The following is a 23,947-nucleotide window of genomic DNA, read 5'->3' as shown; positions in this document are numbered from 1 at the left end:
ATGAGCCGCCAGTTTTGCTGAGCGATCGCTACCTGTTCTTGTTGGCGGGCTTCCGCTTTTCGATGAAAGCCGCCATGCCCTCGAGGCGATCCTCCAGTGCAAAGGTCGATCGAAAGAGGTCACGCTCGACCTGGAGGCCTTCGGAAAGCGGGGTTTCGAACGCGCGGTTGATGGCGCGTTTGGCCATTTCCGCCGCGGGAAGCGACATCTCGGCGATCTTTTCCGCGATCGTCATCACTTCGCTCATCAGCTTGTCTGACGGAACGATGCGGCTGACGAGCCCGGAGCGTTCGGCTTCCGCCGCATCCATCATCCGCCCGGTGAGACAGAGATCCATCGCCTTGGATTTGCCGATCGCGCGCGTCAGCCGTTGCGTGCCGCCGATACCGGGTATCGTGCCGAGCGTGATTTCAGGTTGGCCAAATTTCGCGGTGTCGGAAGCGATGATGATGTCGCACATCATGGCAAGCTCGCAGCCGCCGCCGAGCGCATAGCCGCTGACGGCCGCAACCGTCGGCTTGCGGCAGGTGGCAACGCGGTCGCCGCGGATCGCGATGAAGTCGTTCGAAAACATCTCGATGAAGCCTTTCGGCTGCATCTCCTTGATGTCTGCGCCGGCTGCAAAGGCCTTCTCGTTGCCGGTCAGGACAATGCAGCCGATGCTGTCGTTTGCCTCGAGATCGTCGACGGCGGTGGCAATCTCGCCGAAGACGCCGAACGACAGCGCGTTGAGCATCTTCGGCCGATTGAGCGTGATCACGCCAACCTTGCCTCTGGTTTCGACGATGATGTGTTCGAACGCTTTCATGGGGCACTCCGGGTCTCACATTTGCTCGCAAATGTGCCTGTTGACCCGGTGGGCTTCAAGTGGGCGTCATTTCGAATAATCGCTGGTCGAACGAGGTGGTCCGGCCAGCGATCCGAGGCACGCCGCCGTCAGATTGCCGGCATCAGCCGAGGAACATCCGCGCGGCCGACGCCGCCGTGAGCAGCGCCCCGAAGCCGATGAAGATTTTTCCGATCAGGGAGGTCTGGTCCCAGGTCGAGCTCTCGCCCGTCATTGTGACGGCGGCGGTAGCGGGCGGCGTATCGGCGGGTGCCGCGGATGGACTCGCGGTCGCGGCCGTCGCCGAGCCGCCTTCTTGCAGCGTCTTGTCGACATCGTTGAGCTGGTCCGCGGCAACCATGAAGGCTCCGCCGTCGGCAGTCGCAGTGCGCGCGTTGTCGGATGCCGTCGGCGGAACGTCGGTGCCCGATGGAATGACCGCTGCGGCGCTGAATTGCACGCCGGCCAGCAGCATCTGCGCATTGGCATTGGCAATCGACGGCGGGATATTCGATGAAGCCCTGTTGTCAGCGGGCGCGGTCGTAGCATCCGGCGCCTTCTTGTCGGCTTCCTGGTCGTCGGCCTTCGCCGCGATCGTATGGGATCTGAGATGCACATAATGTCTGCGATGATGCCAGGCGTGCCTGATGGTTCGATGGGTGACGGCGGTGGCCTTCGAATCCGGCGCCGAATCGTCGGCGTCGGTGGCGGCCGTGACCGGGTTTGCAAGCAAGACCACGAGTCCGGCGGCGACAATGAAAGCCGAGCGCCCGCTGGCTGTGCTGATCATCGGCAATCTCCCCTAGTTGCCAGCCCCGGGTGGAAAAAGACCGCTCGGCGTGTCCACAGCGGGGCAGAAAAAGGGAATCTTCTGACGAGTCCGGGCCAATCCGGGGCGTGGCGCTCGCGATGCCAGCACCGGTGGCCAAATTTGCCGTGATTCATCAGATACGTGCCAGTGGTCCGATTCTAACATACGCTTCTCTTCTCAGCGGGCACTCTCGCGAATGTTAGAATCAAAGGACCACTATGAAATATATGTTTCTAGTGGAGTTTTGGATTTGACATTCGCTTTTGGAACTCGCGGCTAGGCGTGTAGCGAATGTCAAATCCACTCCACTAGCGCGGGCGATCGGTGTTATGAGCCTCCCGGGTGCCAATTCCGGCGGGCGCGATTTCCGCTTGCGCCAATTACATCACGAACTCGTGATTGGCGTCTTGCGGCGTAACAATTTGAAAACCCGGCCGAAATGACGTGTGGGAGCGCGCGTGCGCGAAGGTAAAGACGAGTGGACTGGCCTGATGCGGCTGGCCATTTCAGGCGACAGCGCCGCGTATCATCGTCTGCTCAAGGCGGTCACGCCGGTATTGAGGGCCGGGGCGCGCCGAGGGCTCGCGCGGGCCGGTCAGCCGGTCGATCAATCCGAGGACGTCGTGCAGGATATTTTGCTAGCGGTGCATCTGAAGCGGCATACCTGGGACGTGAACGCACCGTTCGCGCCGTGGCTGTTCGCCATCGCCCGCAACAAGCTGATTGACGCGCTCAGGCGGCGCGGCCGGAGGGTCTTCGTCAATATCGACGACTTTGCCGAGACCATTCCAGACCAGCCGTCGGCCGAGACGGCGTCGGCCGGTGAAATCGCAGGCCTGTTGCAGACGTTGCCGCCGCGCCAGCGCGACGTCTTGCAGTCGATTGCAGTGGAAAGCGCTTCGATCAAGGATACTGCGGCGAAGTTCTCGATGAGCGAAGGAGCCGTGCGGGTCGCGTTACATCGCGCGCTCTCTGGTCTCACCGCCAAGCTGCGGGAGCACTGAAAATGGAAACCGAACAGCTCATTCGAACGCTCGCCGCCGACAATCCCTATCGCATGCGGCCGGTCGGATCCGTACTGGCGCTGGCGTTGCTGGCTGCAGCGCCGGTTTCGCTCATCATGTTCATGATGGCGCTCGGTGTTCGGCCGGACGTCATGACGGCGATGCGCAACCCGTTCTTCGATCTGAAATTCGTGATCACGCTGGCGCTGGCGATCTCCGCCATTGTGGTTGGCCTGCATCTTTCGCGACCCGAGGCCTCCGTTAAGGGTTGGGGATGGCTGCTGCTGATTCCGGCCGGAATCATCGCCGCCGGCATAGCCAGCGAAATGATGATGCCGCAGCGGCTGCCGATGATGACGCGACTGGTCGGCAGTAATTCGCGGGTTTGCATGACCTCGATCCCGCTATTGTCATTGCCGCTTCTGGCGGGTGCGCTCGTCGGGCTGCGCCACGGCGCGCCGGCACGCCCCGCGCTGGCCGGCGCGATGGCGGGGCTGATCTCGGCGGGACTGGCGGCGACCCTCTACGCCTCGCACTGCACCGACGACTCGCCGCTGTTCGTAGCGACCTGGTATCCGATCGCGACTGCTGTCGTGACAGCGGTCGGCGCACTTATCGGTGCGAAAGTGCTCAGGTTCTAGAACCGTCACGCCGCCGGCGGCGTCGCCGTCTGCTGCATGCGATGGAAGCGAAGCACCTGCTGCGCGGTCGAGGGACGAAGCCGCTCGTAGGTGGCCTTGCAGGTTTCGAGATCGGACGGCTCCTTGCCGGCGAGCGCGTCGCGCATCCTGATGATCGATCTGACGGTCGACCAGGACATGCCGGAAATCTTGGCGAGAATCATGACGCCCTCGGCGCGGGTTTCCACCATCATGTTCTCGGCGATCGTGATCGACACGTTGGCAAGGGCTGCGACCGCGGCATTGGCTTCGTCGAATTTGCCGGCTTCCGCGAAAGCCGCGACCTGGTATTCGTCGAGCCGTCCGTCTTCGTATAGCGACTTGACCAGCGCGTGCGCGATCGCGGTTTCCTGGGTCATGGCCGTCGGTGCAGAACGTGCCAGTCGCGTTGCTTCCCGCACGGCGCTAGACACTTCCTGCGCGATCGGCTGATTGGCGGCTTCCAGCTTCGTCCGCACTGTCGCCGACGCCTTGGCCAGCAGTTTCAGGTAGACGTGCCGTGGAATGTTCGGACGCAGGCCGATGCAGGTAGCGAGGCTGTCATTGCCTTCGGCACGGTTGACCAGTCGGGCAAAACCGCGTTCCGAGAATTCGGCGCCGGGATTGCCGACAACGCTTTGAACCACTTCGTCATTGCCGCGCTGAACCAGCACGTCGGTGACGGCGCCGCTGAGCGTCTTGCGAGTCGAAATCGCCATCAAGTGCGCCTGGCTCTTGTTGCGTGCGGTTTCGATCAAGGTCTGGTCGTCGAGCCGCTCCGACTGCGATAAAACGGGGGCCGCAACCTCGATCAGATCGTCGAACGCCAGCGCGCGGACGGTCAGCGGCGGGGCGCGATCGACTGGCGCAAGTCGATTCGACAACAGCGCCCTCGCGGAGGTCTCGATGTGATGCATCAGGCATTGGAACACGTCGTCAAACAGCGCGATCTGGTCGTCGGAAAACTCGACCACGCCGCTGATGAAGAGATCGGTCACCTTTCGCAACGTTTCGACCCGGCGGGCAACGGTTCCGTGTGCCAGTGTCGCCTGCAATTCGTCGAGCAGGCCGTCGGAAGTGGGAAGCAGTTTCGAACTCATGACTCTATCCTGGAGTAGCTGTCGTATGAACCCGCGGCGCTTTGTCCGCGGGCGAGATGAAGGTCAGGCGCTGGAGGTGCGGTTGCGCCCCTGTGCTTTGGCTTTGTAGAGCGCACCGTCGGCGCGAGCGAGAAAGGTGTCTGCCGTTTCGCCTGCTTTCAGCGTCGCGACGCCGGCGGAAACCGTGACGCGCATGCCCGGCGAGAATGCGCTCCAGTCGAGACCGGCGATGATCGAGCACAGCCGGTCGAGCAGCCGCACCGCAACGTCGACAGGCGTTTCGGGCAGCACCAGCAGGAATTCTTCGCCGCCATAGCGGCCGAACCGGTCGACGCTGCGGATATTGGCGAACACCGTGATCGCAAACGTCTTGAGCACTTCGTCGCCGGTCGGGTGGCCGTAGGTGTCGTTAATGCGTTTGAACCAGTCGAGATCGATCAGCGCGATGGCGCAGGGGACGCTGGTCCGGTGGGCGCGCGCGATCTCGTCGTCCAGAAAGCGCATGATGCAGCGGCGATTGAGCGAGCCGGTGAGGTCGTCGAGTTCGGCGAGCTCTTCGATGCGCCGGTTGGCTTCCTTCAGCGCAAGGCCGCTTCGGTAGAGCGAGTCACGCATTGCGCTGGAGAATATGCCAATGAACATGCAGCGCCCGACGGTCAGGATGAACACCGTCATCGTGGCGAAGCGTTCCAGATAGGTTTCGTGGGGCAGCGAAATCGGTTTGTCCGTGAGCAGGAACAGTCCGGCAAGTCCCGACGCCGTGGCCGTCCAGACGACCGCGGTTTGCCACGGGGTCGAACGCAACGAGCTGAAGGCGAACACGACGAACAACGTGCACAGAAACATCACGCCGACTTGCGGTGCGATGTAGGTGAACGCCAGCATGATGATCACGCTGATGATCGATTGCGGAACGACGAAATAATGATCGCTAAAGCGCTCGGTGACGCCTGATTCTGACAGCAGGATATATCCGGTCACCGAGACGAGACCGCAGATGGCAAACGCGGGGCCGATCGTCGGTGACGTCGTGCCGGCGTGGGCATAGATCAGCAGGATGATGGCATCGACGACGTAGCTGATGCCAATCGCGCTCTGGATCTGCCGGCGCTGCCGCGCCCGACGCGCAAGCACCTCGGTCGTCAGTTTGGGGCCGACGCCGTTCAGCCTGTCTGCCGTCGGACTCAAAAAAGGCGACGCCGCGATGCCCATAAATTCGCCATTGGTGAAAGCAATCGACGGGAACTTACGTGGCAAAGCCTTTAGGTTTGGTATCTTTCGCGGCGAAATCTCGGATCTTGAAGTGTCGTTTTCCCCTTGTTTGGATGAGGAAATCGGCCGTTTATGTGCATGGGCGGCATGTCGGTGACATCGTCGCCTGCCAACGTGTTCCAATGCCACTGAGGGCCGATTTGCGACGGGAGCAAGGTGTATTTAAATACCGTCAAGCGTCGACGCGTCACGTGAAGGAAAAGGCTTTTCTGTGCGGAAGATCACAGTCTCCTGCGGGTTATTGCTATAATTTGCGGAATCTTGCCTTCCTGATCGAACCACGCCCCAGTCTGATCCGACCAACCTTGCGAGACGGCCATTGAGTGCGACACAGGCGGCTTCCGACGACAATCTGATCGCTCGGATTGCCCAGGGCGATCGGCTCGCCATGCAAGTGCTCTATGGGCGCCATCACGTCAGGGTGTTTCGATTCGGGCTTCGGCTTGTTCGGAACGAGCAGGTGGCCGAAGACCTCATCAGCGAGGTTTTCCTTGATGTGTGGCGTCAGGCCGGGAAATTTGAGGGCCGGTCCGCTGTTTCGACTTGGCTGCTCGCGATTACGCGCTTCAAGGCCCTGTCGGCGCTTCGCCGCAGGAAGGACGCGGAACTGGACGACGAGGCCGCCAACGCGATCGAGGACACGTCCGACGATCCCGAGGTGAGCGTACAGAAGAAGGATACTGGTGACGCGTTGCGTAGATGTTTAGGCCAGCTTTCGGCCGAACATCGGGAGATCGTCGATCTCGTCTACTATCACGAGAAGTCTGTTGAAGAAGTGGCTGGTATCATTGGGATTCCGGAGAATACAGTGAAGACCCGCCTGTTCTACGCACGCAAGAAACTGGCCGAGCTGCTGAAGGCAGCCGGTATAGAGCGAGGCTGGCCATGATGGCTGCGAGCAAGAAAATCGTCGAGCAGGAACCGAGCGAGATCGAGTTGCTGCTGCCGTGGCACGCGGCCGGCACGCTGAACGCGCGTGATGCCCGCAAGGTCGACGATGCGCTCGCGCGCGATCCAGAGCTTGCCCGGCAATACGCGGTCATTCGCGAAGAATATGCCGGAACCATCGATCTGAACGAGAGCCTGGGTGCGCCGTCGTCCGGTGCGATGCGGAAGCTGTTTGCTGCGATCGACGCGGAGCCGGCACGAGAGCCGTCGGCTTCGCTCGGCATCGGCACGCGAATCTCCGGCTTCTTCGCCAGCCTTTCACCGCGAACGCTGGCCTGGTCCGCCGGCCTCGCCGCCGTTGCCTTGCTGGTGCAGGCTGGTTTTATCGGCACGGTGCTGATGAACAATCGCCCTGCCACCTTCCAGACCGCCTCGTTGAGCATGAACGAGCCGATCACGCGCGATCTTTCGGCCGCAGCTCCGCCGCGGGCATTGGTGCGATTTGCGCCGGATGCGCGCGTCGGCGACATCACGGCACTGCTCGACAAATATCAGGCTTCGATCGTCGATGGCGCCAAAGGCGGCATGTTCCGCCTGCAATTTGCCAATGGGTCGATGTCGAAAGACGAGTTTGCAAACCTCCTGAGCCGATTGCAAAACGAGCGGATCGTCAGTCTCGCCGTGGCGACGCCATGAGCGGATCGGCTCGCTCATAAGCCGGAAATCCCGTGATGCGAGTTGGAAAGATGTGGCGGCTGAAGACCCTGCCTGCGATGGCCGCGCTTCTGGCCGCTTTTCTCTCGACGGGGTGGGGAAGTCAGCCGGCTCTGGCGCAGAGCATTATGCGCTCACCCAATCTCAATATCTCGTCGCGGGTCCCGAGCTTCGACCATGGCCCGCATGTCTATATCAATCCGAACCTGGCCGGACGCGCGGTTACCGGACTGGATCGTGGTAACATCCGCGTCGGATCTCCTTGCAGCGCTGTTGATCGCGACAACGGCGATTGTTCGGGGCAGGTGGCAACCGGAAATAACCGCAAAAGCAAGAGCGCGGGCGGCCACGGCACCGCGCTGGAGGCCTCGCTTGCCTCACGCACGATCGCCAAGGAGATCGTCGCTGAAATCGATGGCTCGCTGACAAGCGCGCAAGTCGATGCGCTGGCACGGCGACATGGCTTGCGGCGCATCGAATCCCAAAGCTTTGAACTGATCGGGGCCACGATAGGCCTGTTCCGTATTGCGGGAAACAAGACGGTAGAAACCGCGAGCCGCGAATTTGCCCAGGACAGCAGCGTTCGCGCGGTCCAGCCGAACTTCCGCTACGTTCTCCAGGATCAGAAAACCGCCGCGAACGACGGCGACCCCTCGCAATATGCGCGTTTGAAACTGCGATTGCCGGAGGCGCACGCTATCGCCGACGGCGCCAACGTGACGGTCGCAGTGATCGACTCCGGCATCGATCTCAAGCATCCCGAGTTTGCCGGTGTCACGATCACGCCATTCGATGCGCTTGGCAGCAAGGAAGGCCCGCACGCGCACGGCACCGGCGTTGCCGGTGCGATCGTTTCGCATGTTCGGCTGATGGGAAGTGCGCCGGCAGCGCATATCTTGGCGGTCCGCGCCTTTGGCGCCTCCGGCAAGGGCGGGGAAAGCACCTCCTTTGTGATTCTCAAGGGTCTGGATCTTGCGGCGGGCCACGGCGCGCAGATCGTCAACATGAGCTTCGCCGGCCCGAAAGACACCATTATTTCACGCGGTCTTGCGGCGCTGGCGGCGCGGAACATCGTCGTGGTCGCAGCCGCAGGCAACGCCGGCCCCAAATCGCCGCCGCTTTACCCGGCAGCGGATGCGAGCGTGATTGCGGTCAGCGCCACCGATGCCCAGGACAAGCTATTTGCGGCCTCGAACCGGGGCAGCTACATCGCGCTGTCGGCACCAGGCGTCGATCTGTTCCTGCCTGCGCCCGATGACAAATATCAGATCACCTCGGGCACCTCGTTTTCCTCGGCCTATGTCAGCGGCCTCGCCGCACTGGTGCTGGCGCGTAATCCGTCGCTGAAGCCGGACGAGGTGCGTGCAGTGCTGATGAAAACGGCGCGCGATCTCGGTCCGCCCGGGCCGGATGACCAGTTCGGTGCAGGGGAGGCCGATGCCTTTGCTGCGGTGTCGGCGGTTGCTGCCGCATCGGCGCCGATTGCCGCCGCCGAGAAGCCGGCGGCGGGCGAAATATCCGAGACGGAGAAGGAGCGGCCGGCGCCAACCAGAGACCTCTCGGCACCCACCATGGCCGCCGAGAAGCCCTAAGGCGGCACCAAACCAGTGGTCCGATTCTAACATTTGCATCCCGGCCTGGCTGGCACTTTTGCAAATGTTAGAGTCAAAGAACCACTGGCAAATATAGGTTTCTAGTGGAGTTTTGGATTTGACATTCGCGCTACGCATTCCGGGCGGCAGGGTAGCGAATGTCAAATCCACTCCAGCAGGCCCGAACGCCGTGAAATATTGCTCGCGCGGACGTGAAGTGGCCCGGGGGGAAATTTCTTAACGAGCTTTGAACGTCCCGCCGGCTTGGTCCGACCTATATGCGTTGGGAGCGGTCATCCCTCCCACGGCTATATCTGGCGCGAGCGCCCATCCACCCCAAGCGCCATATGGCTTGACCCGCCCGGTTGTCCCCCCGGGCGGGTCTTTTCCTTTTATTGGCGGCCGCAGGATCACGGGTTCAGCCGCGTCGGATGCCGTATCAGGTGCATGCCGCCAGCGTCCCGGTTCTGACATTCGTACTGTATCGCGGCGGGCACTTTTACGAATGTCAGAACCAAAGGGACACTAGCAAGCATATGGTTCCAGTGTGGCTTTGACTCCGACGTTCCTCTGAAGAGCTCGCGGCGACACTGAAAGGAACGTCAGAATCGCCGCACTAGACTTTGTCCGACTTTTCCACAAAATATATTCGTCACGTTTGGCTGATTCGTTCCGGTTGCGTCCGCGTCCTTTCCTTCTTGCGGGCAGATTTATGGCATCTCAACTGGACGTCGCCAAAGGCCGCGAAATTGTCGCGCGCTGGTGCAATCTCGCTGAAAAGCGCCTCGAATATCTCACCGAATTGTTTGATTCCGGGCGCTGGCGCCGCTTTCACAGCGAACAGGCGTTTCTCGACAATATTCGCGAAGCCAAAAACGCGGTGGAGACCTGGCGCGAGCTCATGTCACGCGAGGCGACGCGCGACAATATGCCGATTGATCTATCCTGGCTTGGACGCGCGCGAACCGCGATTCCGCGGAATGAGCTTCGACGCGGTCCGGCCGCTTTGCCGCAGATCGCGGACGTTCCGATCGCGCCGCCGCAGCAGATTCCGGTCCTTGCCGAAGAAGGTGTCGTCGCGGGCGACGAGCGCCTTGCCGAGCCCCTGGCGGAGGACGCCTTTGCCGCGGTGCTGGATCTCGCGGCGGTTACCGCGCGCTATCCGATCCTGCGTAACACGCTGTGATGCTGGGCGAGCTGATCCCTTAGGGCAGCTTGCGGACCGCGTTCATTCCCACGGCAGCTTGCGCGAAACGCGGCGCACCCTCGGTGGACAGGTCCGGCGTGACCGGGCGCGCATGATCGAGGCCAACCACCGCGCCGCGCGGGGTTTCTGAGATCATGTTGTTGTTGATGAGCGCGGTGCCGGCGCCCGGCGTCACCGAGATGCCGATGCCGACGAAAGCGTTGCGGATCACGTTGCCGGTGATTGCGACGTCGCGCAGATATTTGCCCCAGCCGGCCACGATCCCGAACGACGGCGCATTCTCGATCACATTGCCAGAGACGCTGGTGTCGGCCTCGACATAGATGCCGATGCCGCCGTCGTCATCGGGCGCGGTGCCGATCGGCCGCTTGGCGAGCAGATTGCGGATGATGTTGCCTTGCACCACCGCAAGCCGTCCGCCTTCGTTGAAATTGCAGACGGAGACCCCGAGCGCGGCGCCGTCCACGGTGTTGTTGGCGATGACAGCGCCTTCGAACGCAAACTCCGAATAGAGCGCCACTTCGCGCATGTCCGTGATGCTGTTGCCGGTGATCTGGATGTTGGAAGCCGAGTTGCCACGCACCGCCGAATAGTCGCAATTCTTGATGCGGTTGCCGCGCACGATCACGTTGCCGGCGCGAAATGCGTTGATGGCACTGCCATATTGCCCGGAGCCGCCTGGACCCGCCTTGATGTCCTCGATGCGGTTGTCCGCGACCAGCGTGCCGTCGTCGCCGATCGAGGTGCGCAGGATCTCGATGCCGTTGTCGTTGGTGTCCCGAATCGTGTTGCGGGTAACGGTGAGGCCTTGCGCGTCAAACGATGTAATCGCCGTGACCGCGATCTTGGTGAGGATGTTACCGCTGACGTCGCCGGCGATATTCTCGAGCCAGATGCCATTGCCGCCGCTGGCTGTGATTTCGCAATCGCCGATCCGGATGTCGCGGCCGCTCACGCAGTGCACGAGGCCGCGGCGGGTGGGCAGAGGGATATTTCCGCCATCGAGGACAAGGGCATTGAGACCGATGCTGCCGGCGCCTTCGCTTGTGAACATCGAGGCGCCGCCGGTGAAAACGAGCCGGGTCGCGCCGCGCACGCCAACAAGCTGCGCGCCGTTCGGCAGGCGAAGCGGGCCGGTGCGGTAGACGCCGGGCGGGAGCGCCAGCGGGGCCTGCGTGCGTGCGGCTTCGTCGATCGCGCGTTGCAGAACTTTCGTTTGATCGTCCGGGCTGCCGGGACGAACGCCAAACTGCGTGGCGTCGCGGCCCAGAGCGGAGATCGGCTGTGTGGCTGCGGCGGGCGGCGGAATCGCGAGCGCGCCAGCGCCTGCGGCAGTGATTCCGATGAGATGGCGGCGACTGACATCCATGATGGCTCGAACCCTGGCCGATGGGCGCGTGTGTGCTGTTGGATAGGTAGCAAGAAAAGCGCCGATACCGGCGTAACGGGCTTGGGCGCGAAGCGGATTGTTGGGGGGTAGGGTTAATACTGTGCGAGATTCTGGTCGTGCATCACTGCGCGCCGCGTCAGCTTTACCATCTCCATCAGCATGGCTTCGCCAGCATCGACCAGTTGTTCCAGCGTGATGTCGGACGTCGCGTCGCGCGCGGTGCCGTCGCGCGCAATCAATGGAACATGAATGAACGAGGCGAGCGCCGGTCCGTCTGCCTGTTGCGTCGCTTCGATCGCGCGCCAGCTCAGGTAATTGCAGAGATAGGCGCCGGCATCGCGCGAAAGCCGCGCGTCGATACCGGTCGAGCGCGCGGCTTGCAGCAGGTTGGCAGTGTGCGGGCCGAAGACGAGCGCGTCCGCTCCGCGCACGATCGACGCCTTTTGCGCGCGGTTGCCGTCCGCGTCCGGCAAGTGCGTCGTGACAGCGTTGCGCGCACGCGTCTCGAGACGAAGGTGGGCCGTGCGGCTGGCAAGCCCGAACATCAACAGCGCATCGGGGCGCAATCGTTTGATCAAATCGGGGAGTTCGCGATCGACCGTCTGGTAGGTGACGTGGAAGATATGACCGCTCAGCGTAACGCCATCGAGGGCCGGCCGGCGCAATTGCGTCAGGCGTTTGACGAGCGGCGTGGTTGGATTGAACGGCGCGCCGGGAAACGGTCCAAAGCCGGTGATCAGAATCCGCAAAGCTTCGCCCATCACAGCATTCCGGAGATCTGTTCGGCGGCAAGCGCGGGCGAGACGCGGCCACTGGCCACCTCGGCTTCGATCCGCTTCACCTTGGCGCGCACCGAGGCATCGGAACGCAGCCGCGTCATCGTGAGCTGTTCCAGCATCGACCACATCCATTTCACCTGTTGTTGCTGGCGGCGGGCGGCGAATTCACCCGAGGCATTCATGGCGGTGCGGTGATCGAGAACGTTCTGCCACAGCGTGTCGATGCCTTTGCCCGTCAAGGCCGAATAGGTCACGACCGGCGGATGCCAATGTTCGGAGCGGGGCGAGAGAATATGCAGCGCGCCGCGATATTCGCCCGCCGCCAGGTTGGCGCGTTTGATGTTGTCGCCGTCGGCCTTGTTGACGGCGATCATGTCGGCAAGCTCGACGAGCCCCTTCTTGATGCCCTGGAGCTCGTCTCCCGCACCCGGCAGCATCAGCGCCAGGAAGAAGTCGGTCATGTCGCAGACGGCGGTTTCGGATTGCCCGATGCCGACGGTTTCCACCAGCACGACATCGAACCCCGCGGCCTCGCACAGCAGCATCGCCTCGCGGGTCTTCGCTGCGACACCGCCGAGGGTGCCGGAGGCAGGCGAGGGGCGGATATAGGCCTTGTCGGATGCCGAGAGCCTTGCCATCCGCGTCTTGTCGCCGAGGATGGAACCACCGGTGCGCGCCGAGGAGGGATCCACCGCCAGCACCGCGACCTTGTGGCCGCGCTCGATCAGGGACATGCCGAGCGCATCGATGGTGGTGGATTTACCGACGCCGGGCGAGCCGGTGATGCCGACCCGGATCGCCTTGCCGGTCTCGGACAACAGCCTCTGGACGAGGTCGCGTGCCGCCGCCTGATGATCGCCGCGCCGGCTCTCGATCAGCGTGATCGCGCGCGCCAGTGCCGCGTGGTGGCCGGCGCGGAGGTCCCTGGCGAGAGCCTCGATATCTGGGGAAGCGCTTCTACGCGAATTCATTGGCTTGGTTTACAACGGCCGTGCCGCACATACGAGGGGCGGGAGAACGGCATCCACGCGTTCTCCGGCAAAAAAATCGGGCGTGCGTGCGCTGCGAAACGTGATTGCGGATGGCGGTTGGCTTCCGGCGGGACCGCACCACTTAAGCTGCTCCTGTGGGGATCGAATTAGGGGGCTGCATCATGACCACGCGTCAAACGTTTGCCGATCCGGGTGAGGGAGGCTGGCTCAGAATCGATTTTCTTCCGGGCGTCGAGCTGTTGCCGCTCGCCCAGCCGGTGCCTGAGGGCTCCATTCATCGCGCCCGTCTTGCCGCCGGCACGGTCATTCCGGTCCATACGCACCCAGCCGATGAATATGTGCTCGTGCTGTCTGGGACGGTCGAGACCGGCGGCAGGCGCTGCGAGGCCGGCACGTTCTGGACCACGCCGGCCCAAACCCGTCAGGGTCCGCATGTCGCCGTCACCGATGTAGAGTTGCTCACGGTGCGGCTCGGCGCCATGGGACCGTTCGGGGAATAGCTCGCATGACGCTGTGTTCCAATCGTGCATTCCGCACGGTGAGTGGCCAGGACGGATCATCATCTTGAACCGGTGGCGCTGATCGGGTAGGTAGCATCGTCAAAAAATTGCGATTGCAAGGTGCATTGGGAGTTCGAGGTGAGCAATAAAATATCTTTTCATCGAATGGCTGTCATCGCGATCGCGTTGAATTGTGTTCCTATCGGTGCCTATGCAGAGGAGGGCGCCGATGCGAAAAAACCGCTTCAGGACCAGGGGGCGGCGAGTTCCGCGCCGGTAGTCGACAAGATCGATGTCAAACCGGGCGATCGCTGGAGCTATCAAGTCGTTGACGACGTCACCGGCGAGACGAAGGCGACGACGGTCCATACCCTCACCGAGATCAGGGACAAGAGTTATAGCGTGCAATCGGCCTTTACCGCTTTTGGGCAAAGCGTCGCCACGACGTCGCTGCAGGTTTTTGACGAGAACTGGAACCTGCTCGAGGATCAGCTCTGGACGCGCAAGCCGGCCGATCCGGTCACGGGAATACGACTTCCCCTCAAGGTCGGCGCGCAGTGGAAGACGCATTTCACCTCAATTCGCAAGACTCCTCCGGAAACTCAATTCCAGACCGATGCGAACATAAGGGTTGTGGGGTATGAGCCGGTCATGCTCAAGTTCAACAAGACCTATGACGCTTTCAAGCTGGAGATCAACGAGGCATTGACCAATAGCGCCGCGTCCAGTACTAGCGCGCCGCCGTCGGTTGTGACGGTCAAGGTCACCATGTGGTACGCGCCGTCCGTCAATCGATATGTCAAGCGGATCACCGAAACGCGCATCAATGATCGTCTTCAGTCCCGGAGCATCGAACTCCTGACGTCCTATGCACGCCGCCACGACGACGAGTAAGGGCGGGTTTCATAAGCATCTCGGCCCGATGGTTTCTACGACCGGGCAGCGCTACTCCGCCGCTTCGCTGTGTCCCAATCGCGCATTGAGCTTGTGGATCAGTTCTTCGGCGGCGTCGGCGATCACCGTGCCGGGCGGGAAGATCGCTTCCGCGCCGGCCTTGTACAGCGCGTCATAGTCCTGCGGCGGCACCACGCCGCCAACGATCACCATGATGTCCTCACGGCCGTGCTTCTTCAGCGCGGCCTTTAGCTCGGGCACGGCGGTGAGATGCGCCGCCGCCAGCGACGACACGCCGAGAATATGCACGTCGTTCTCGACCGCCTGGCGTGCGGCTTCGTCGGCGGTCGCAAACAGCGGTCCAATATCGACGTCGAAGCCGACGTCTGCGAAGGCCGATGCGATTACCTTCTGGCCGCGGTCGTGGCCGTCCTGGCCGATCTTGGCGACGAGGATGCGGGGTCTGCGTCCTTCCGCCTCCTCGAAAGCGTCGATCAGCGCCTGCACCTTCTCGACGCGGTTCGACATGGTCGAGGCCTCCCGTTTGTAGACGCCGGTGATGGATTTGATTTCGGCGCGGTGGCGGCCGAACACTTTTTCCATGGCGTCTGAAATCTCGCCGACGGTTGCTTTCGCGCGCGCGGCGTCGATGGCGAGCGCCAGCAGATTGCCGTTGCCTTCGCCGGCCGAGCGGGTCAGCGCCGTCAGCGCCGCCGTGACGGCCTTCTGGTCGCGTTCGCTTCGCAATCGCTTCAGCTTGTCGATCTGAAGCCGCCGGACGTTGGAATTGTCGACCTTCAAGATATCGATCGGAGTCTCGTCCGACGGTTTGTATTTGTTGACGCCGATCACAGCCTGCTTGCCAGCATCGATCCGTGCCTGCGTCTTGGCGGAGGCTTCCTCAATCCGCAGCTTGGGAACGCCGGCCTCGATCGCCTTCGCCATGCCGCCGAGCTCTTCGACTTCCTGGATATGTCCCCAGGCCTTGGCCGCGAGATCGCGGGTGAGACGTTCAACATAATACGAGCCGCCCCAGGGGTCGATGATGCGGGTGGTCCCGCTTTCCTGCTGCAAGAAAAGCTGCGTGTTGCGCGCAATCCGCGCCGAAAAGTCCGTCGGCAGCGCCAGTGCCTCGTCGAGCGCGTTGGTGTGCAGCGATTGCGTGTGGCCTTGGGTTGCCGCCATCGCCTCGATTGTGGTCCGCATCACATTATTGAAAACATCCTGCGCGGTCAGCGACCAGCCGGAGGTCTGGCAATGTGTGCGCAGTGACAGCGAACGCGGATCCTTCGGATGGAACGGCTTGAGCAGCTTCGCCCAGAGCAGCCGCGCGGCGCGCATCTTGGCGACTTCCATGAAGAAGTTCATGCCGATCGCCCAGAAGAACGACAGTCGCGGTGCGAAGCGGTCGACGTCCAATCCGGCGTTCAGCCCGGCGCGGAGATATTCGACGCCGTCGGCGAGCGTATAGGCGAGTTCGAGGTCCTGCGTCGCGCCGGCTTCCTGCATGTGATAGCCGGAAATGCTGATGGAGTTGTATTTCGGCATCCGCTGCGAGGTGAAGGCGAAGATGTCGGAGATGATCCGCATCGAGGGCTTCGGCGGATAGATATAGGTGTTGCGCACCATGAACTCTTTCAGAATGTCATTCTGAATGGTGCCCGACAGCTTTTCCGGCGGCACGCCCTGTTCTTCGGCGGCCGCAACGAACAGCGCGAGGATCGGCAGCACCGCGCCGTTCATGGTCATCGACACGCTCATCTGGTCGAGCGGAATGCCTGCGAACAGCGTGCGCATGTCGTAGATCGAGTCGATTGCCACGCCCGCCATGCCGACATCGCCGGAGACGCGCGGATGATCGCTGTCATAGCCGCGATGGGTCGCGAGATCGAAGGCGACCGACAGGCCCTTCTGGCCGGCTGCAAGGTTGCGGCGGTAGAAGGCGTTGGAATCTTCCGCCGTCGAGAAGCCGGCATACTGCCGGACCGTCCACGGCTGATTGACATACATGGTCGGGTAGGGGCCGCGCAGGTACGGCGCAATCCCGGGCCAGGTCTCAAGGAAGTCGATGCCGGCAAGATCAGCTTCGCCATACACGGGCTTGACCGGAATGCCTTCCGGCGTGAGCCAAGGCCCGGCCTTGCCTGCGGCGCCAGCGGAGGCGACGGGCTCGAAGGCGACCGTGCTGAAATCAGGAATGCCGCTCATTCCTCTCTTCCTCAAACTGGCGGTTCCTCTCGATCAACCGTTGAAGGTTCTTCTTGTAGACGGGATCTTCAAACCGGTTGCTAACTCCGTTTTGCAAGGCACCCGAGAACGACCGCGTAAAGCCGGCGACAGCTAGCCAGGACAGAATCTCGACGGGCGCGAGGATAAACCCCAAAACCCAAAGCGTGGTTTCAAATCTACCACGTCCGGATAGCCTGGTAAGCTTTTGAAATACCTTAATCATGATCGGGATGCTGGTGGCTGACGATACCGCTCAGCTTCTCCTGGCCGTAATTCTGCAACGTGGTCTGGCTCGATAGGTTGGCGATCGCAACCACCCAACCAAGCCGGGATTCGGTCCCATATTGCCGGATCGGAACCAGCCTGTCGGGCCGGTCGAAGGCGCCGGTCATGATCTCGATGCGTGGGCCGTCGATGCGGCGGAAACTCAAAGGCGTACCGCAGTCGCGGCAAAAGTCGCGCTCGGCGATCGAAGAGGAGCGGAACGCCGCGGGCTCGCCGCGGGTCCAGGCGAAATCGCCTTTTTCGATTTCGGCAAAGGAAGCAAACGGCGCGCCTGACGCTTTCTGGCACATCTGGCAGTGACAAATACTGACCTTGGTCGGTGGGGCCGATAGCGCAAAACGGATCGCGCCGCATTGGCAGCCGCCGGTCAGGACAGGTTTTGCGTCGCTCATGTTGTCTCCGCAAGCAGGTGGGCCTGTTGGAGGGCGGCGAGGGCGTCGCCACCGGCAAAGATGAACTCGTTAACGCCGGCCGCACGCAACGCAGCCTCCTGTTCGCCCGCACGCCCTGCCAGATAGATATGTCTGGCGCCGGCCGCTTGAAGGGCCTTCGCCGCGTCCCCGGCGCGTTCGCCATAGACCTTGTCGGACGAACAGATGCAGGCAAGCGCCGCGCCGGAAGCCTTGAAGGCGACGGAGATCGCGGCCAACTCGGTCAAGCCGTCCGACGCCACGGCCTCGATGCCGCCGGTCTCGAAGAAACTTTTCGCAAACGTCGCACGCGCGGTGAAATCGGCCGCCGTGCCCAGGTTGGCGAGGAAGACCTTCGGCCGCGTGCCCTTGGCTTTCAGCATTTCGTCGGAGCGATCGCGCAAGTGCTCGAACGGCGCGGCGAGCCGCATCGCCGTCAACGGCTCGAATGTGATTTTTGCGTCGTCGGGTGCGAGCGTGGCAGCCTTCACATCGAGCGTTGCGACCTGCGCCTCGTTCAGGTTCGGGAAGGCAGTGCTGCCGGTCAGCACGTCCTTGCGCCGGGCAATGGCTGCTTCGCGCGCTTTGCGCATGGCAGCGACCTTGCGCTGGATCAGGTTTTGTTCAAGCGCGGTGAATACGCCGCCAGCCTTTTCGATTTCCTGGAACGCGGCCCATGCCGCTTCGCATAGCGCCTGTGTAAGGCTTTCGATACCGCCAGAGCCGGCGGCGGGGTCGGATACCTTCGCGAGATTGGATTCTTCCAGAAGAACAAGTTGCGTATTGCGGGCGACCCGCCGCGCAAAGGCATCCGGCAATCCGAGCGCCAGCGTGTGCGGCAGCACCGTGATCGCGTCCGCGCCGGCAAGCCCCGCCGCAAACGTCGCCATCGTGGCGCGCAGCATGTTCACGTAGGGGTCGCGCTGGGTCAGCATCCGCCACGCGGTTTCGGCTGCCACAAAGACCGGCTTCGGCGTAAGTCCGCACGCCGCTTCCACCCGCGCCCACAACAGGCGCAACGCACGGAATTTCGCCATCGTCAAAAACTGATCGGCGTCGGCAGCGAGGCGGAACGAGATCGCCGAGCGCGCCGCATCCAGTGTGACGCCCCCGTCTTCCAGCATCCGCAAGTACGCGACGGCGAGCGCCAACGCGAATGCCAGCTCCTGGACGTCGGACCCACCGGCATCATGGACGGCGCGTCCGTCGGCGAGCACGAACGGGCCGCGAAAACCGCGTTTCATCAACCCGCCGACCACGCCGGCAAAGGGCTTTGCCATCTCATTCCATGCGGCCGGCGCGCGGCCGCGCACCGCCATCGTGCTCAGTGCCTGATAGTTGAAGCGAAGATCGACCTTGGCCGGATCGATACGCTGCGCCTCGATCAACGCGGCAAGCGTCTCGCCGGCATTGCCGCGTCCGACCACCGGATGAAGCGAAATCGAAATGCCGGCGTCGACGAAGATGCCGTTGAACAGACGCTTCATCGTTTCCGGCGTCGCATCGGTGATGCCAAAGCCGCGAGCGCCCGAGCCGCCGGCGAACTCGATCTCAAGTCCTGTGGCGCCATTCTCGAGATCATGGATCGCCAGCGCATTGGCTGCGGCCGGATCCGGATGATCGATCCGCTGCATGACCTGCCAGGGCGCGGCCGCTGGCCGGCCGGCAATCGGGGCAGCGCCGGCGGCGGGCCGGTAGATCGGCTCGATCGTCAGGCCGTCATAGGTCTTGCTGACGAGCTTCTCGAACGGTGCGCCCTTCAGGACGCCATCGACCAGTTTGCGCCAATCCTCAAACGTGGCGGGCGCAAAATCCGCGGCGAGCGACAGTTCGTCTGATGCGGTCATTTCCATTGCCTGCCGAAATTGCCACGGGCGCGCCGTCAAGCCAAACGGTGTTTTAGCCTCAAGGAAGGTCGGGCAGGCGCTCAATTCCATCCGTTGACACCTTGCCCAGGGCGGAAGCGACGCTCTGGCCGCCGATCACGCGATCGGGGGAGATCTCGGCGAGCGGCACCAGCACGAAGGCACGCTCGAACCAGCGAGGGTGGGGCAGGGTCAGTTCCGGCTTCCGGATCGAAACATCGTCATAGGCGATCAAATCGAGGTCGAGCGTCCGCGGTCCCCAGTGGCGTTCTTTGGCGCGGTCGCGGCCGAATTTGGTTTCGATCTTTTGCAGCGTGAACAGCAGGGCATGGGGGTCGAGCGCGGTGTCGATCTCGATGCAGGCGTTGATGAAAGGCGCCTGCTCGACGTCGCCCCATGGCGGGGTCGTATAGTCCGACGAGCGCGCCACGAGGGCGGCCTGGGTCATGCCGCAGATATTGGCGATCGCCTTCCGGAAGGTCGTGCGGACGTCGCCAACATTGCCGCCAAGCGCGATCAGGGCGTGCGCCATCAAACCTTCCGTGTGCGCGTCAAGACAATGCCGACGTCGTCGAAGATCGCTGCAATCGGCGCGTGCGGCTTGTGGACGGTGACCTTGACGGCGCTGATCTTCGGAAACGCCCCGAGTACCGCCTCGGCAACCGCGCCGGCGGCGCGTTCCAGCAATTTGTGGTTGGTATCCTTGAAGGCTGCCGTCGCGGTCGCCACCACGTTAGAATATGAAACGGTGTCGGCCAGGCGATCGGTACGGGAGGACTCCGACAGATCGGCCGAGAGTTCGAGGTCGATGACGAAGCGCTGCCCGACTTCGGTTTCGTGATCCATGACGCCGTGACGGGCGTGGATGACGAGCCCGGTAATGAAGATCGTGTCGCTCATTGCTTGTCCCAAATGGCTGAGGCGACCCGCAAGGCTTGCAGGGTCTGCGAAACGTCGTGGGTGCGGATGATCCGCGCGCCGGCCTCCGCCGCGATCAGATGCGCCGCAATCGAACCGCCGAGGCGCTGATCCGGTTCGGACGGCGTCACCGCCGCGATGAAGCGCTTGCGCGACGCGCCAACCAGGAGCGGGAGTCCAAAGCTCGAGAATTGCTTCAGCCGCGCCAGCACCATCATGCTCTGTTCTGGCGTTTTGCCGAATCCGATGCCGGGATCAAGCGCGATGTGCTCACGCGAAATGCCGGCTGTCGCCGCAATCTCGAGCGAGTGTAAAAAGAATTCGGTGACATCGGTCATAATGTCGATCGCGGGATCGGCGCGGTCGCGGTTGTGCATGATCACGACCGGGCAACGTCGCTCCGCAATCAGTTTCGCCATGTCGCGATCGCGCTGAAGTCCCCAGACATCGTTGGCGATGGCAGCCCCGTTGTCGAGCGCCCAGGCGACGACGACCGGCTTCATGCTGTCGATCGAGACCGGAATTCCAAGCGCTGCGACGTCGGCCAGGATCGGCCGCAGGCGCTGTATTTCTTCGTCGGCCGAGATCGGCTTCGACCCGTAGGGCCGGGTGGATTCGGCGCCGATGTCGATGATGTCGGCGCCCTCGGCGGCCATACGCCGGGCCTGCGCCATTGCGCTCTCCGGCGCAAGGAAGCGCCCGCCGTCCGAGAAGGAGTCCGGCGTGATATTCAGCACCCCCATGACCAGCGGATGTGGTCCGGACAGCCTTTCGGGCCAGGTCCGATGGTCCGCCGGGGCGGTTCCGGGCGAGGTCGCGATCATGCGGTCGCTTTGCGCGGTCGGCGTCGGGGTGTCAAGAGAGCACACCTTAGCCCGCGGTCGACCGGAGGTGTCGATCGCATCGCAGAGACAATATTGCGGGTGATTTAGTAGGTGATCTTGGGCTGGAGTTTGCGGGCCTTGGCGATCAACTGTTCGACCGATTTTTCGGAAGGCAGGACCCGCACAAGCTTCCGCCTGATGTTCACTTCTTTCATGTTCTGCGCCAACCGCGCCGGGTTTCGAAGGGCCAGTTCGCGAACGGTCGGCACGCCTGCGGCGCGCACCAATCCGACCTTGGCCCTGCCCATGCCCGGAATCCGCATGTAGTCGGAGAAATTCGCCCATTCGAGCAGTTGCTGCTCGCTGATGCCGGTCTTGGCCGCAAGCACTTTGCGGCCCCTCACGGTTCTTGCCGCCTCAAGCAGGCGGTCCGTGGTCCGAATGCCGAGCGATTTCAGTTTTGAGGCGGCGAAAGAGGGAAGGCCATCAATCTCGGAAATTGGATATGTCATGACTTTTCGAGTGTGAAATGGGTTTCAAGCGAACTGATTGAGGCCGGGGGTGCCCGCGATGATTGCGCCCATCTGATCCTCTCCAATTTTGTCCCGGCCAAATCGGAAAAGTTCACGCGCGATGTTCTGGATGTCGCTGATGCCGAGGCCCAGTCCCATCAGCCGGGTACCGACGGCCATGAGGCCGCCGCCCATCAGCTTCGACAGGCCGGCGCCATTCTCTGATGCGGAGATTGCAGCTTCCGCTCCGGGAATCTTGTCGATCAAGGCCTGAACCGTATCGGAAGGCCCTTCGCGGAGAAGGAAGCCCAGAATGATGCCAATGGTCTTTTCAGCCACAGCACCTTCGATGCCGACCTTTGCAGTCAGCCGCCCCGTCAGTTCGTCCATCGCGCCCCATCCTCGGCCGGCTTATCCGCCGGGTCCGTGCTCACGATTTATCTTGATCTTGTGCGAGACGAATTACAAGCGACCACCGGCGCCGTCGGTGTGATTCGGATCGCGAGTGTTGCAGCAATGCAAGAGCAAGTGACGATTTCGTATCTTGACGGGTGAGTTTCGTTCTAAATTCGATGATGCACAGCGACAAAACGGCCGAATGCACACCGACTAAAGAGTGTTTGTCGTTCTCATTCGTTCGCTGAAGGTTCAATCGGCTTGCGACATGCCCTAGAATGGGGTGACTGAGCGGCGATGTTCACAGCGAAGGCGATGTAATGGCGACACCCGAACCCCAAACCGCCGACACCAATGAAAAAATTTTTATTGGAAAAGGTGAACAGCCAGCCTGGCTGACGTTTGCGCTCGCCAATCGGCACGGACTGGTGACAGGCGCGACCGGAACCGGCAAGACCGTTTCATTGCAGGTGATGGCCGAAGGATTTGCGCGCGCCGGCGTTCCGGTATTTGCGGCCGACATCAAGGGAGATTTGTCGGGCATATCGGAAGTGGGCGAGGCCAAGGATTTTATCCTCAAGCGCGCCGGCGACATGGGGCTAACCTTCCAGGTGGATCAGTTTTCGACAGTGTTCTGGGACGTCTTCGGCGAGCAGGGCCATCCGGTGCGCGCCACCGTCTCCGAGATGGGACCGCTTTTGCTGTCACGCATGATGGACCTGAACGATGTCCAGGAGGGCGTGCTGAACATCGCTTTCCGCGTCGCGGACGAACAGGGGCTGTTGCTGCTCGATATGAAGGACCTGCGCGCGATCCTGTCTTTCATCGCCGAGCATGCCGGCGAACTGACCACCCAGTATGGAAACGTCTCGAAGCAGACCGTCGGCACCATCCAGCGTCAGCTTCTGGTGCTGGAAAACCAGGGCGGCGACAAGTTCTTCGGAGAGCCGGCGCTGGATTTGAGAGACTTCATGCGAACCGACCGCGACGGCCGGGGCATGGTCAACATTCTGGTCGCCGACAAGCTGATGCAGAGCCCGCGATTGTACGCGACCTTCCTTTTGTGGATGTTGTCCGAGCTGTTCGAGCAGTTGCCCGAAGTCGGCGATCCTCCCAAGCCAAAGCTCGTGTTTTTCTTCGACGAGGCGCATCTGTTGTTCAACGACGCGCCGAAAGCGCTGATGGAAAAGATCGAGCAGGTGGTACGGCTGATCCGCTCCAAGGGAGTGGGCGTTTATTTCGTCACGCAAAATCCGGTCGACGTGCCCGACAGGGTGCTCGCCCAGCTCGGCAACCGTGTGCAGCATGCGCTTCGTGCATTCACGCCGCGCGACCAGAAGGCGGTTGCCGCGGCGGCAGAGACGTTCCGTCCCAATCCGAAACTCGATACCGCGCAAGTGATCACCCAGCTCGGCAAGGGCGAGGCGCTGGTGTCGTTTCTGGAAGGCAACGGCATTCCGGCCGTCGTCGAGCGTGTCATGGTGCGGCCGCCGACCGCTCGCATCGGACCGATCACCCCCGAGGAGCACAAATCCATCATCGACAACAGCCCGGTGAAGGGGAAATACGACACCGCGATCGATTCCGAATCCGCCTATGAGGTATTGCAGAAGCGCGTAGGAGGCGCCATCGGTGGAGGCGGCGGAATCCTTGGGCAGATCGGCGCCATCGTCGGTGGGATTTTCGGGACCAGCACGCCACGCAACCGCCTGTCGACGGGGCAGTTAATCGCGCGCAATATCACCCGTTCGGTGACCAACAAGGTGGTTGGCGGCGCGGTGGCCGATATCGGCAAGTCGGTCGGCGGCTCGATCGGCGGTTCGGTCGGCCGCGCCATTGTGCGCGGGGCGCTCGGTGGGCTATTGCGCCGATAGCGTGAT

General features: G+C 62.3%; 24 protein-coding genes. 9 read left to right on the top strand and 15 right to left on the bottom strand.

What is annotated here, in order from left to right; translation table 11 throughout:
- Positions 1–28 precede the first annotated feature (28 nt).
- Both BUA38_RS01555 and BUA38_RS01550 read right to left on the bottom strand, forming a co-directional pair.
- Positions 29–808 carry an enoyl-CoA hydratase gene (locus tag BUA38_RS01555; protein WP_072816276.1) on the bottom strand — a complete coding sequence of 260 codons (780 nt, stop codon included), beginning with the start codon at positions 806–808 and terminating at the stop codon, positions 29–31.
- A 142-nt stretch (positions 809–950) separates the two neighbouring features.
- Positions 951–1,616, bottom strand: coding sequence for a hypothetical protein (locus BUA38_RS01550; protein ID WP_072816274.1), 666 nt, complete (start codon positions 1,614–1,616; stop codon positions 951–953).
- 479 nt (positions 1,617–2,095) lie between these two features.
- Here BUA38_RS01550 and BUA38_RS01545 point away from each other — a divergent pair, with 479 nt between their 5' ends.
- Both BUA38_RS01545 and BUA38_RS01540 read left to right on the top strand, forming a co-directional pair.
- Positions 2,096–2,641, top strand: coding sequence for a sigma-70 family RNA polymerase sigma factor (locus BUA38_RS01545; protein WP_072825734.1), 546 nt, complete (start codon positions 2,096–2,098; stop codon positions 2,639–2,641).
- Positions 2,642–2,643: 2 nt separating this feature from the next.
- On the top strand, positions 2,644–3,282 hold the full coding sequence (locus tag BUA38_RS01540) for an NrsF family protein (RefSeq protein WP_072816272.1): 639 nt from the start codon (positions 2,644–2,646) through the stop codon (positions 3,280–3,282).
- Positions 3,283–3,287: 5 nt separating this feature from the next.
- On the opposite strand, the gene BUA38_RS01535 is transcribed toward BUA38_RS01540, so the two are convergent.
- Both BUA38_RS01535 and BUA38_RS01530 read right to left on the bottom strand, forming a co-directional pair.
- Complete coding sequence (locus BUA38_RS01535) at positions 3,288–4,400, bottom strand: DUF2336 domain-containing protein (RefSeq protein ID WP_072816270.1); 1,113 nt, start codon at positions 4,398–4,400, stop codon at positions 3,288–3,290.
- Positions 4,401–4,463: 63 nt separating this feature from the next.
- Positions 4,464–5,612, bottom strand: coding sequence for a GGDEF domain-containing protein (locus BUA38_RS01530; RefSeq protein ID WP_072816267.1), 1,149 nt, complete (start codon positions 5,610–5,612; stop codon positions 4,464–4,466).
- Between the two features lie 379 nt (positions 5,613–5,991).
- On the opposite strand from BUA38_RS01530, the gene BUA38_RS01525 reads away from it, so the two are divergent.
- From BUA38_RS01525 to BUA38_RS01510, 4 genes are all read left to right on the top strand, one after another.
- Complete coding sequence (locus tag BUA38_RS01525) at positions 5,992–6,561, top strand: sigma-70 family RNA polymerase sigma factor (protein ID WP_072816265.1); 570 nt, start codon at positions 5,992–5,994, stop codon at positions 6,559–6,561.
- The gene (locus tag BUA38_RS01520; protein ID WP_072816263.1) at positions 6,558–7,256 is read left to right on the top strand and encodes a hypothetical protein; all 699 of its coding nucleotides are present in this window, start codon (positions 6,558–6,560) and stop codon (positions 7,254–7,256) included. Before BUA38_RS01525 ends, BUA38_RS01520 begins: the two co-directional genes overlap by 4 nt.
- 35 nt (positions 7,257–7,291) lie before the next feature.
- Entirely contained in the window at positions 7,292–8,866 is a 1,575-nt protein-coding gene (locus tag BUA38_RS01515) for a S8 family serine peptidase (RefSeq protein WP_072816261.1), read from the top strand.
- Between the two features lie 712 nt (positions 8,867–9,578).
- A complete protein-coding gene (locus BUA38_RS01510; protein WP_072816259.1) occupies positions 9,579–10,052 on the top strand; it encodes a TIGR03809 family protein in 474 nt (157 codons plus the stop codon).
- Positions 10,053–10,071: 19 nt separating this feature from the next.
- Here BUA38_RS01510 and BUA38_RS01505 read toward each other — a convergent pair whose 3' ends face one another.
- The 3 genes from BUA38_RS01505 to meaB all read right to left on the bottom strand — a co-directional run bounded on the left by BUA38_RS01505 (position 10,072) and on the right by meaB (position 13,213).
- The gene (locus BUA38_RS01505) at positions 10,072–11,442 is read right to left on the bottom strand and encodes a TIGR03808 family TAT-translocated repetitive protein (protein WP_072816256.1); all 1,371 of its coding nucleotides are present in this window, start codon (positions 11,440–11,442) and stop codon (positions 10,072–10,074) included.
- Between the two features lie 113 nt (positions 11,443–11,555).
- A complete protein-coding gene (locus tag BUA38_RS01500; RefSeq protein ID WP_072816253.1) occupies positions 11,556–12,224 on the bottom strand; it encodes a pyroglutamyl-peptidase I in 669 nt (222 codons plus the stop codon).
- On the bottom strand, positions 12,224–13,213 hold the full coding sequence (gene meaB / locus BUA38_RS01495) for a methylmalonyl Co-A mutase-associated GTPase MeaB (protein ID WP_072816251.1): 990 nt from the start codon (positions 13,211–13,213) through the stop codon (positions 12,224–12,226). Before meaB ends, BUA38_RS01500 begins: the two co-directional genes overlap by 1 nt.
- Before the next feature lie 182 nt (positions 13,214–13,395).
- Between meaB and BUA38_RS01490 the strand changes: the two genes are divergently transcribed.
- Both BUA38_RS01490 and BUA38_RS01485 read left to right on the top strand, forming a co-directional pair.
- Entirely contained in the window at positions 13,396–13,734 is a 339-nt protein-coding gene (locus BUA38_RS01490) for a cupin domain-containing protein (protein ID WP_072816248.1), read from the top strand.
- 138 nt (positions 13,735–13,872) lie between these two features.
- Complete coding sequence (locus BUA38_RS01485; protein ID WP_156898349.1) at positions 13,873–14,628, top strand: hypothetical protein; 756 nt, start codon at positions 13,873–13,875, stop codon at positions 14,626–14,628.
- A gap of 51 nt (positions 14,629–14,679) precedes the next feature.
- Here the strand turns inward: BUA38_RS01485 and scpA are convergent, their stop codons facing one another.
- The 8 genes from scpA to BUA38_RS01440 all read right to left on the bottom strand — a co-directional run bounded on the left by scpA (position 14,680) and on the right by BUA38_RS01440 (position 22,061).
- Positions 14,680–16,836: a methylmalonyl-CoA mutase gene (gene scpA, locus BUA38_RS01480; RefSeq protein WP_072816243.1), complete on the bottom strand. Its 2,157-nt coding sequence runs from the start codon at positions 16,834–16,836 to the stop codon at positions 14,680–14,682.
- Between the two features lie 236 nt (positions 16,837–17,072).
- Positions 17,073–17,534: a GFA family protein gene (locus BUA38_RS01470; protein ID WP_072816238.1), complete on the bottom strand. Its 462-nt coding sequence runs from the start codon at positions 17,532–17,534 to the stop codon at positions 17,073–17,075.
- A complete protein-coding gene (locus BUA38_RS01465; RefSeq protein WP_072825733.1) occupies positions 17,531–19,399 on the bottom strand; it encodes a methylmalonyl-CoA mutase subunit beta in 1,869 nt (622 codons plus the stop codon). The genes BUA38_RS01470 and BUA38_RS01465 overlap by 4 nt, the downstream gene beginning before the upstream one ends.
- A 58-nt stretch (positions 19,400–19,457) precedes the next feature.
- On the bottom strand, positions 19,458–19,949 hold the full coding sequence (gene folK / locus BUA38_RS01460) for a 2-amino-4-hydroxy-6-hydroxymethyldihydropteridine diphosphokinase (RefSeq protein WP_072816235.1): 492 nt from the start codon (positions 19,947–19,949) through the stop codon (positions 19,458–19,460).
- The gene (folB, locus tag BUA38_RS01455) at positions 19,949–20,317 is read right to left on the bottom strand and encodes a dihydroneopterin aldolase (protein ID WP_072816233.1); all 369 of its coding nucleotides are present in this window, start codon (positions 20,315–20,317) and stop codon (positions 19,949–19,951) included. The genes folK and folB overlap by 1 nt, the downstream gene beginning before the upstream one ends.
- Positions 20,314–21,159 carry a dihydropteroate synthase gene (gene folP, locus BUA38_RS01450; protein WP_072825732.1) on the bottom strand — a complete coding sequence of 282 codons (846 nt, stop codon included), beginning with the start codon at positions 21,157–21,159 and terminating at the stop codon, positions 20,314–20,316. Before folP ends, folB begins: the two co-directional genes overlap by 4 nt.
- Positions 21,160–21,263: 104 nt before the next feature.
- Positions 21,264–21,671 (bottom strand): DUF4332 domain-containing protein, encoded by a 408-nt coding sequence (locus BUA38_RS01445; RefSeq protein WP_072816230.1) that lies wholly within the window; start codon positions 21,669–21,671, stop codon positions 21,264–21,266.
- 24 nt (positions 21,672–21,695) lie between these two features.
- Positions 21,696–22,061, bottom strand: coding sequence for a hypothetical protein (locus tag BUA38_RS01440; protein WP_072816228.1), 366 nt, complete (start codon positions 22,059–22,061; stop codon positions 21,696–21,698).
- A 326-nt stretch (positions 22,062–22,387) separates the two neighbouring features.
- Here BUA38_RS01440 and BUA38_RS01435 point away from each other — a divergent pair, with 326 nt between their 5' ends.
- The gene (locus BUA38_RS01435; RefSeq protein WP_072816226.1) at positions 22,388–23,941 is read left to right on the top strand and encodes a helicase HerA-like domain-containing protein; all 1,554 of its coding nucleotides are present in this window, start codon (positions 22,388–22,390) and stop codon (positions 23,939–23,941) included.
- Positions 23,942–23,947 lie beyond the last annotated feature (6 nt).

Source organism: Bradyrhizobium erythrophlei (genome assembly GCF_900142985.1).
Taxonomy (GTDB): Bacteria; Pseudomonadota; Alphaproteobacteria; order Rhizobiales; family Xanthobacteraceae; genus Bradyrhizobium; species Bradyrhizobium erythrophlei_B.
Note: the sequence above shows the minus strand (reverse complement) of the source record. Positions and strands in the feature narration are given on the sequence as shown.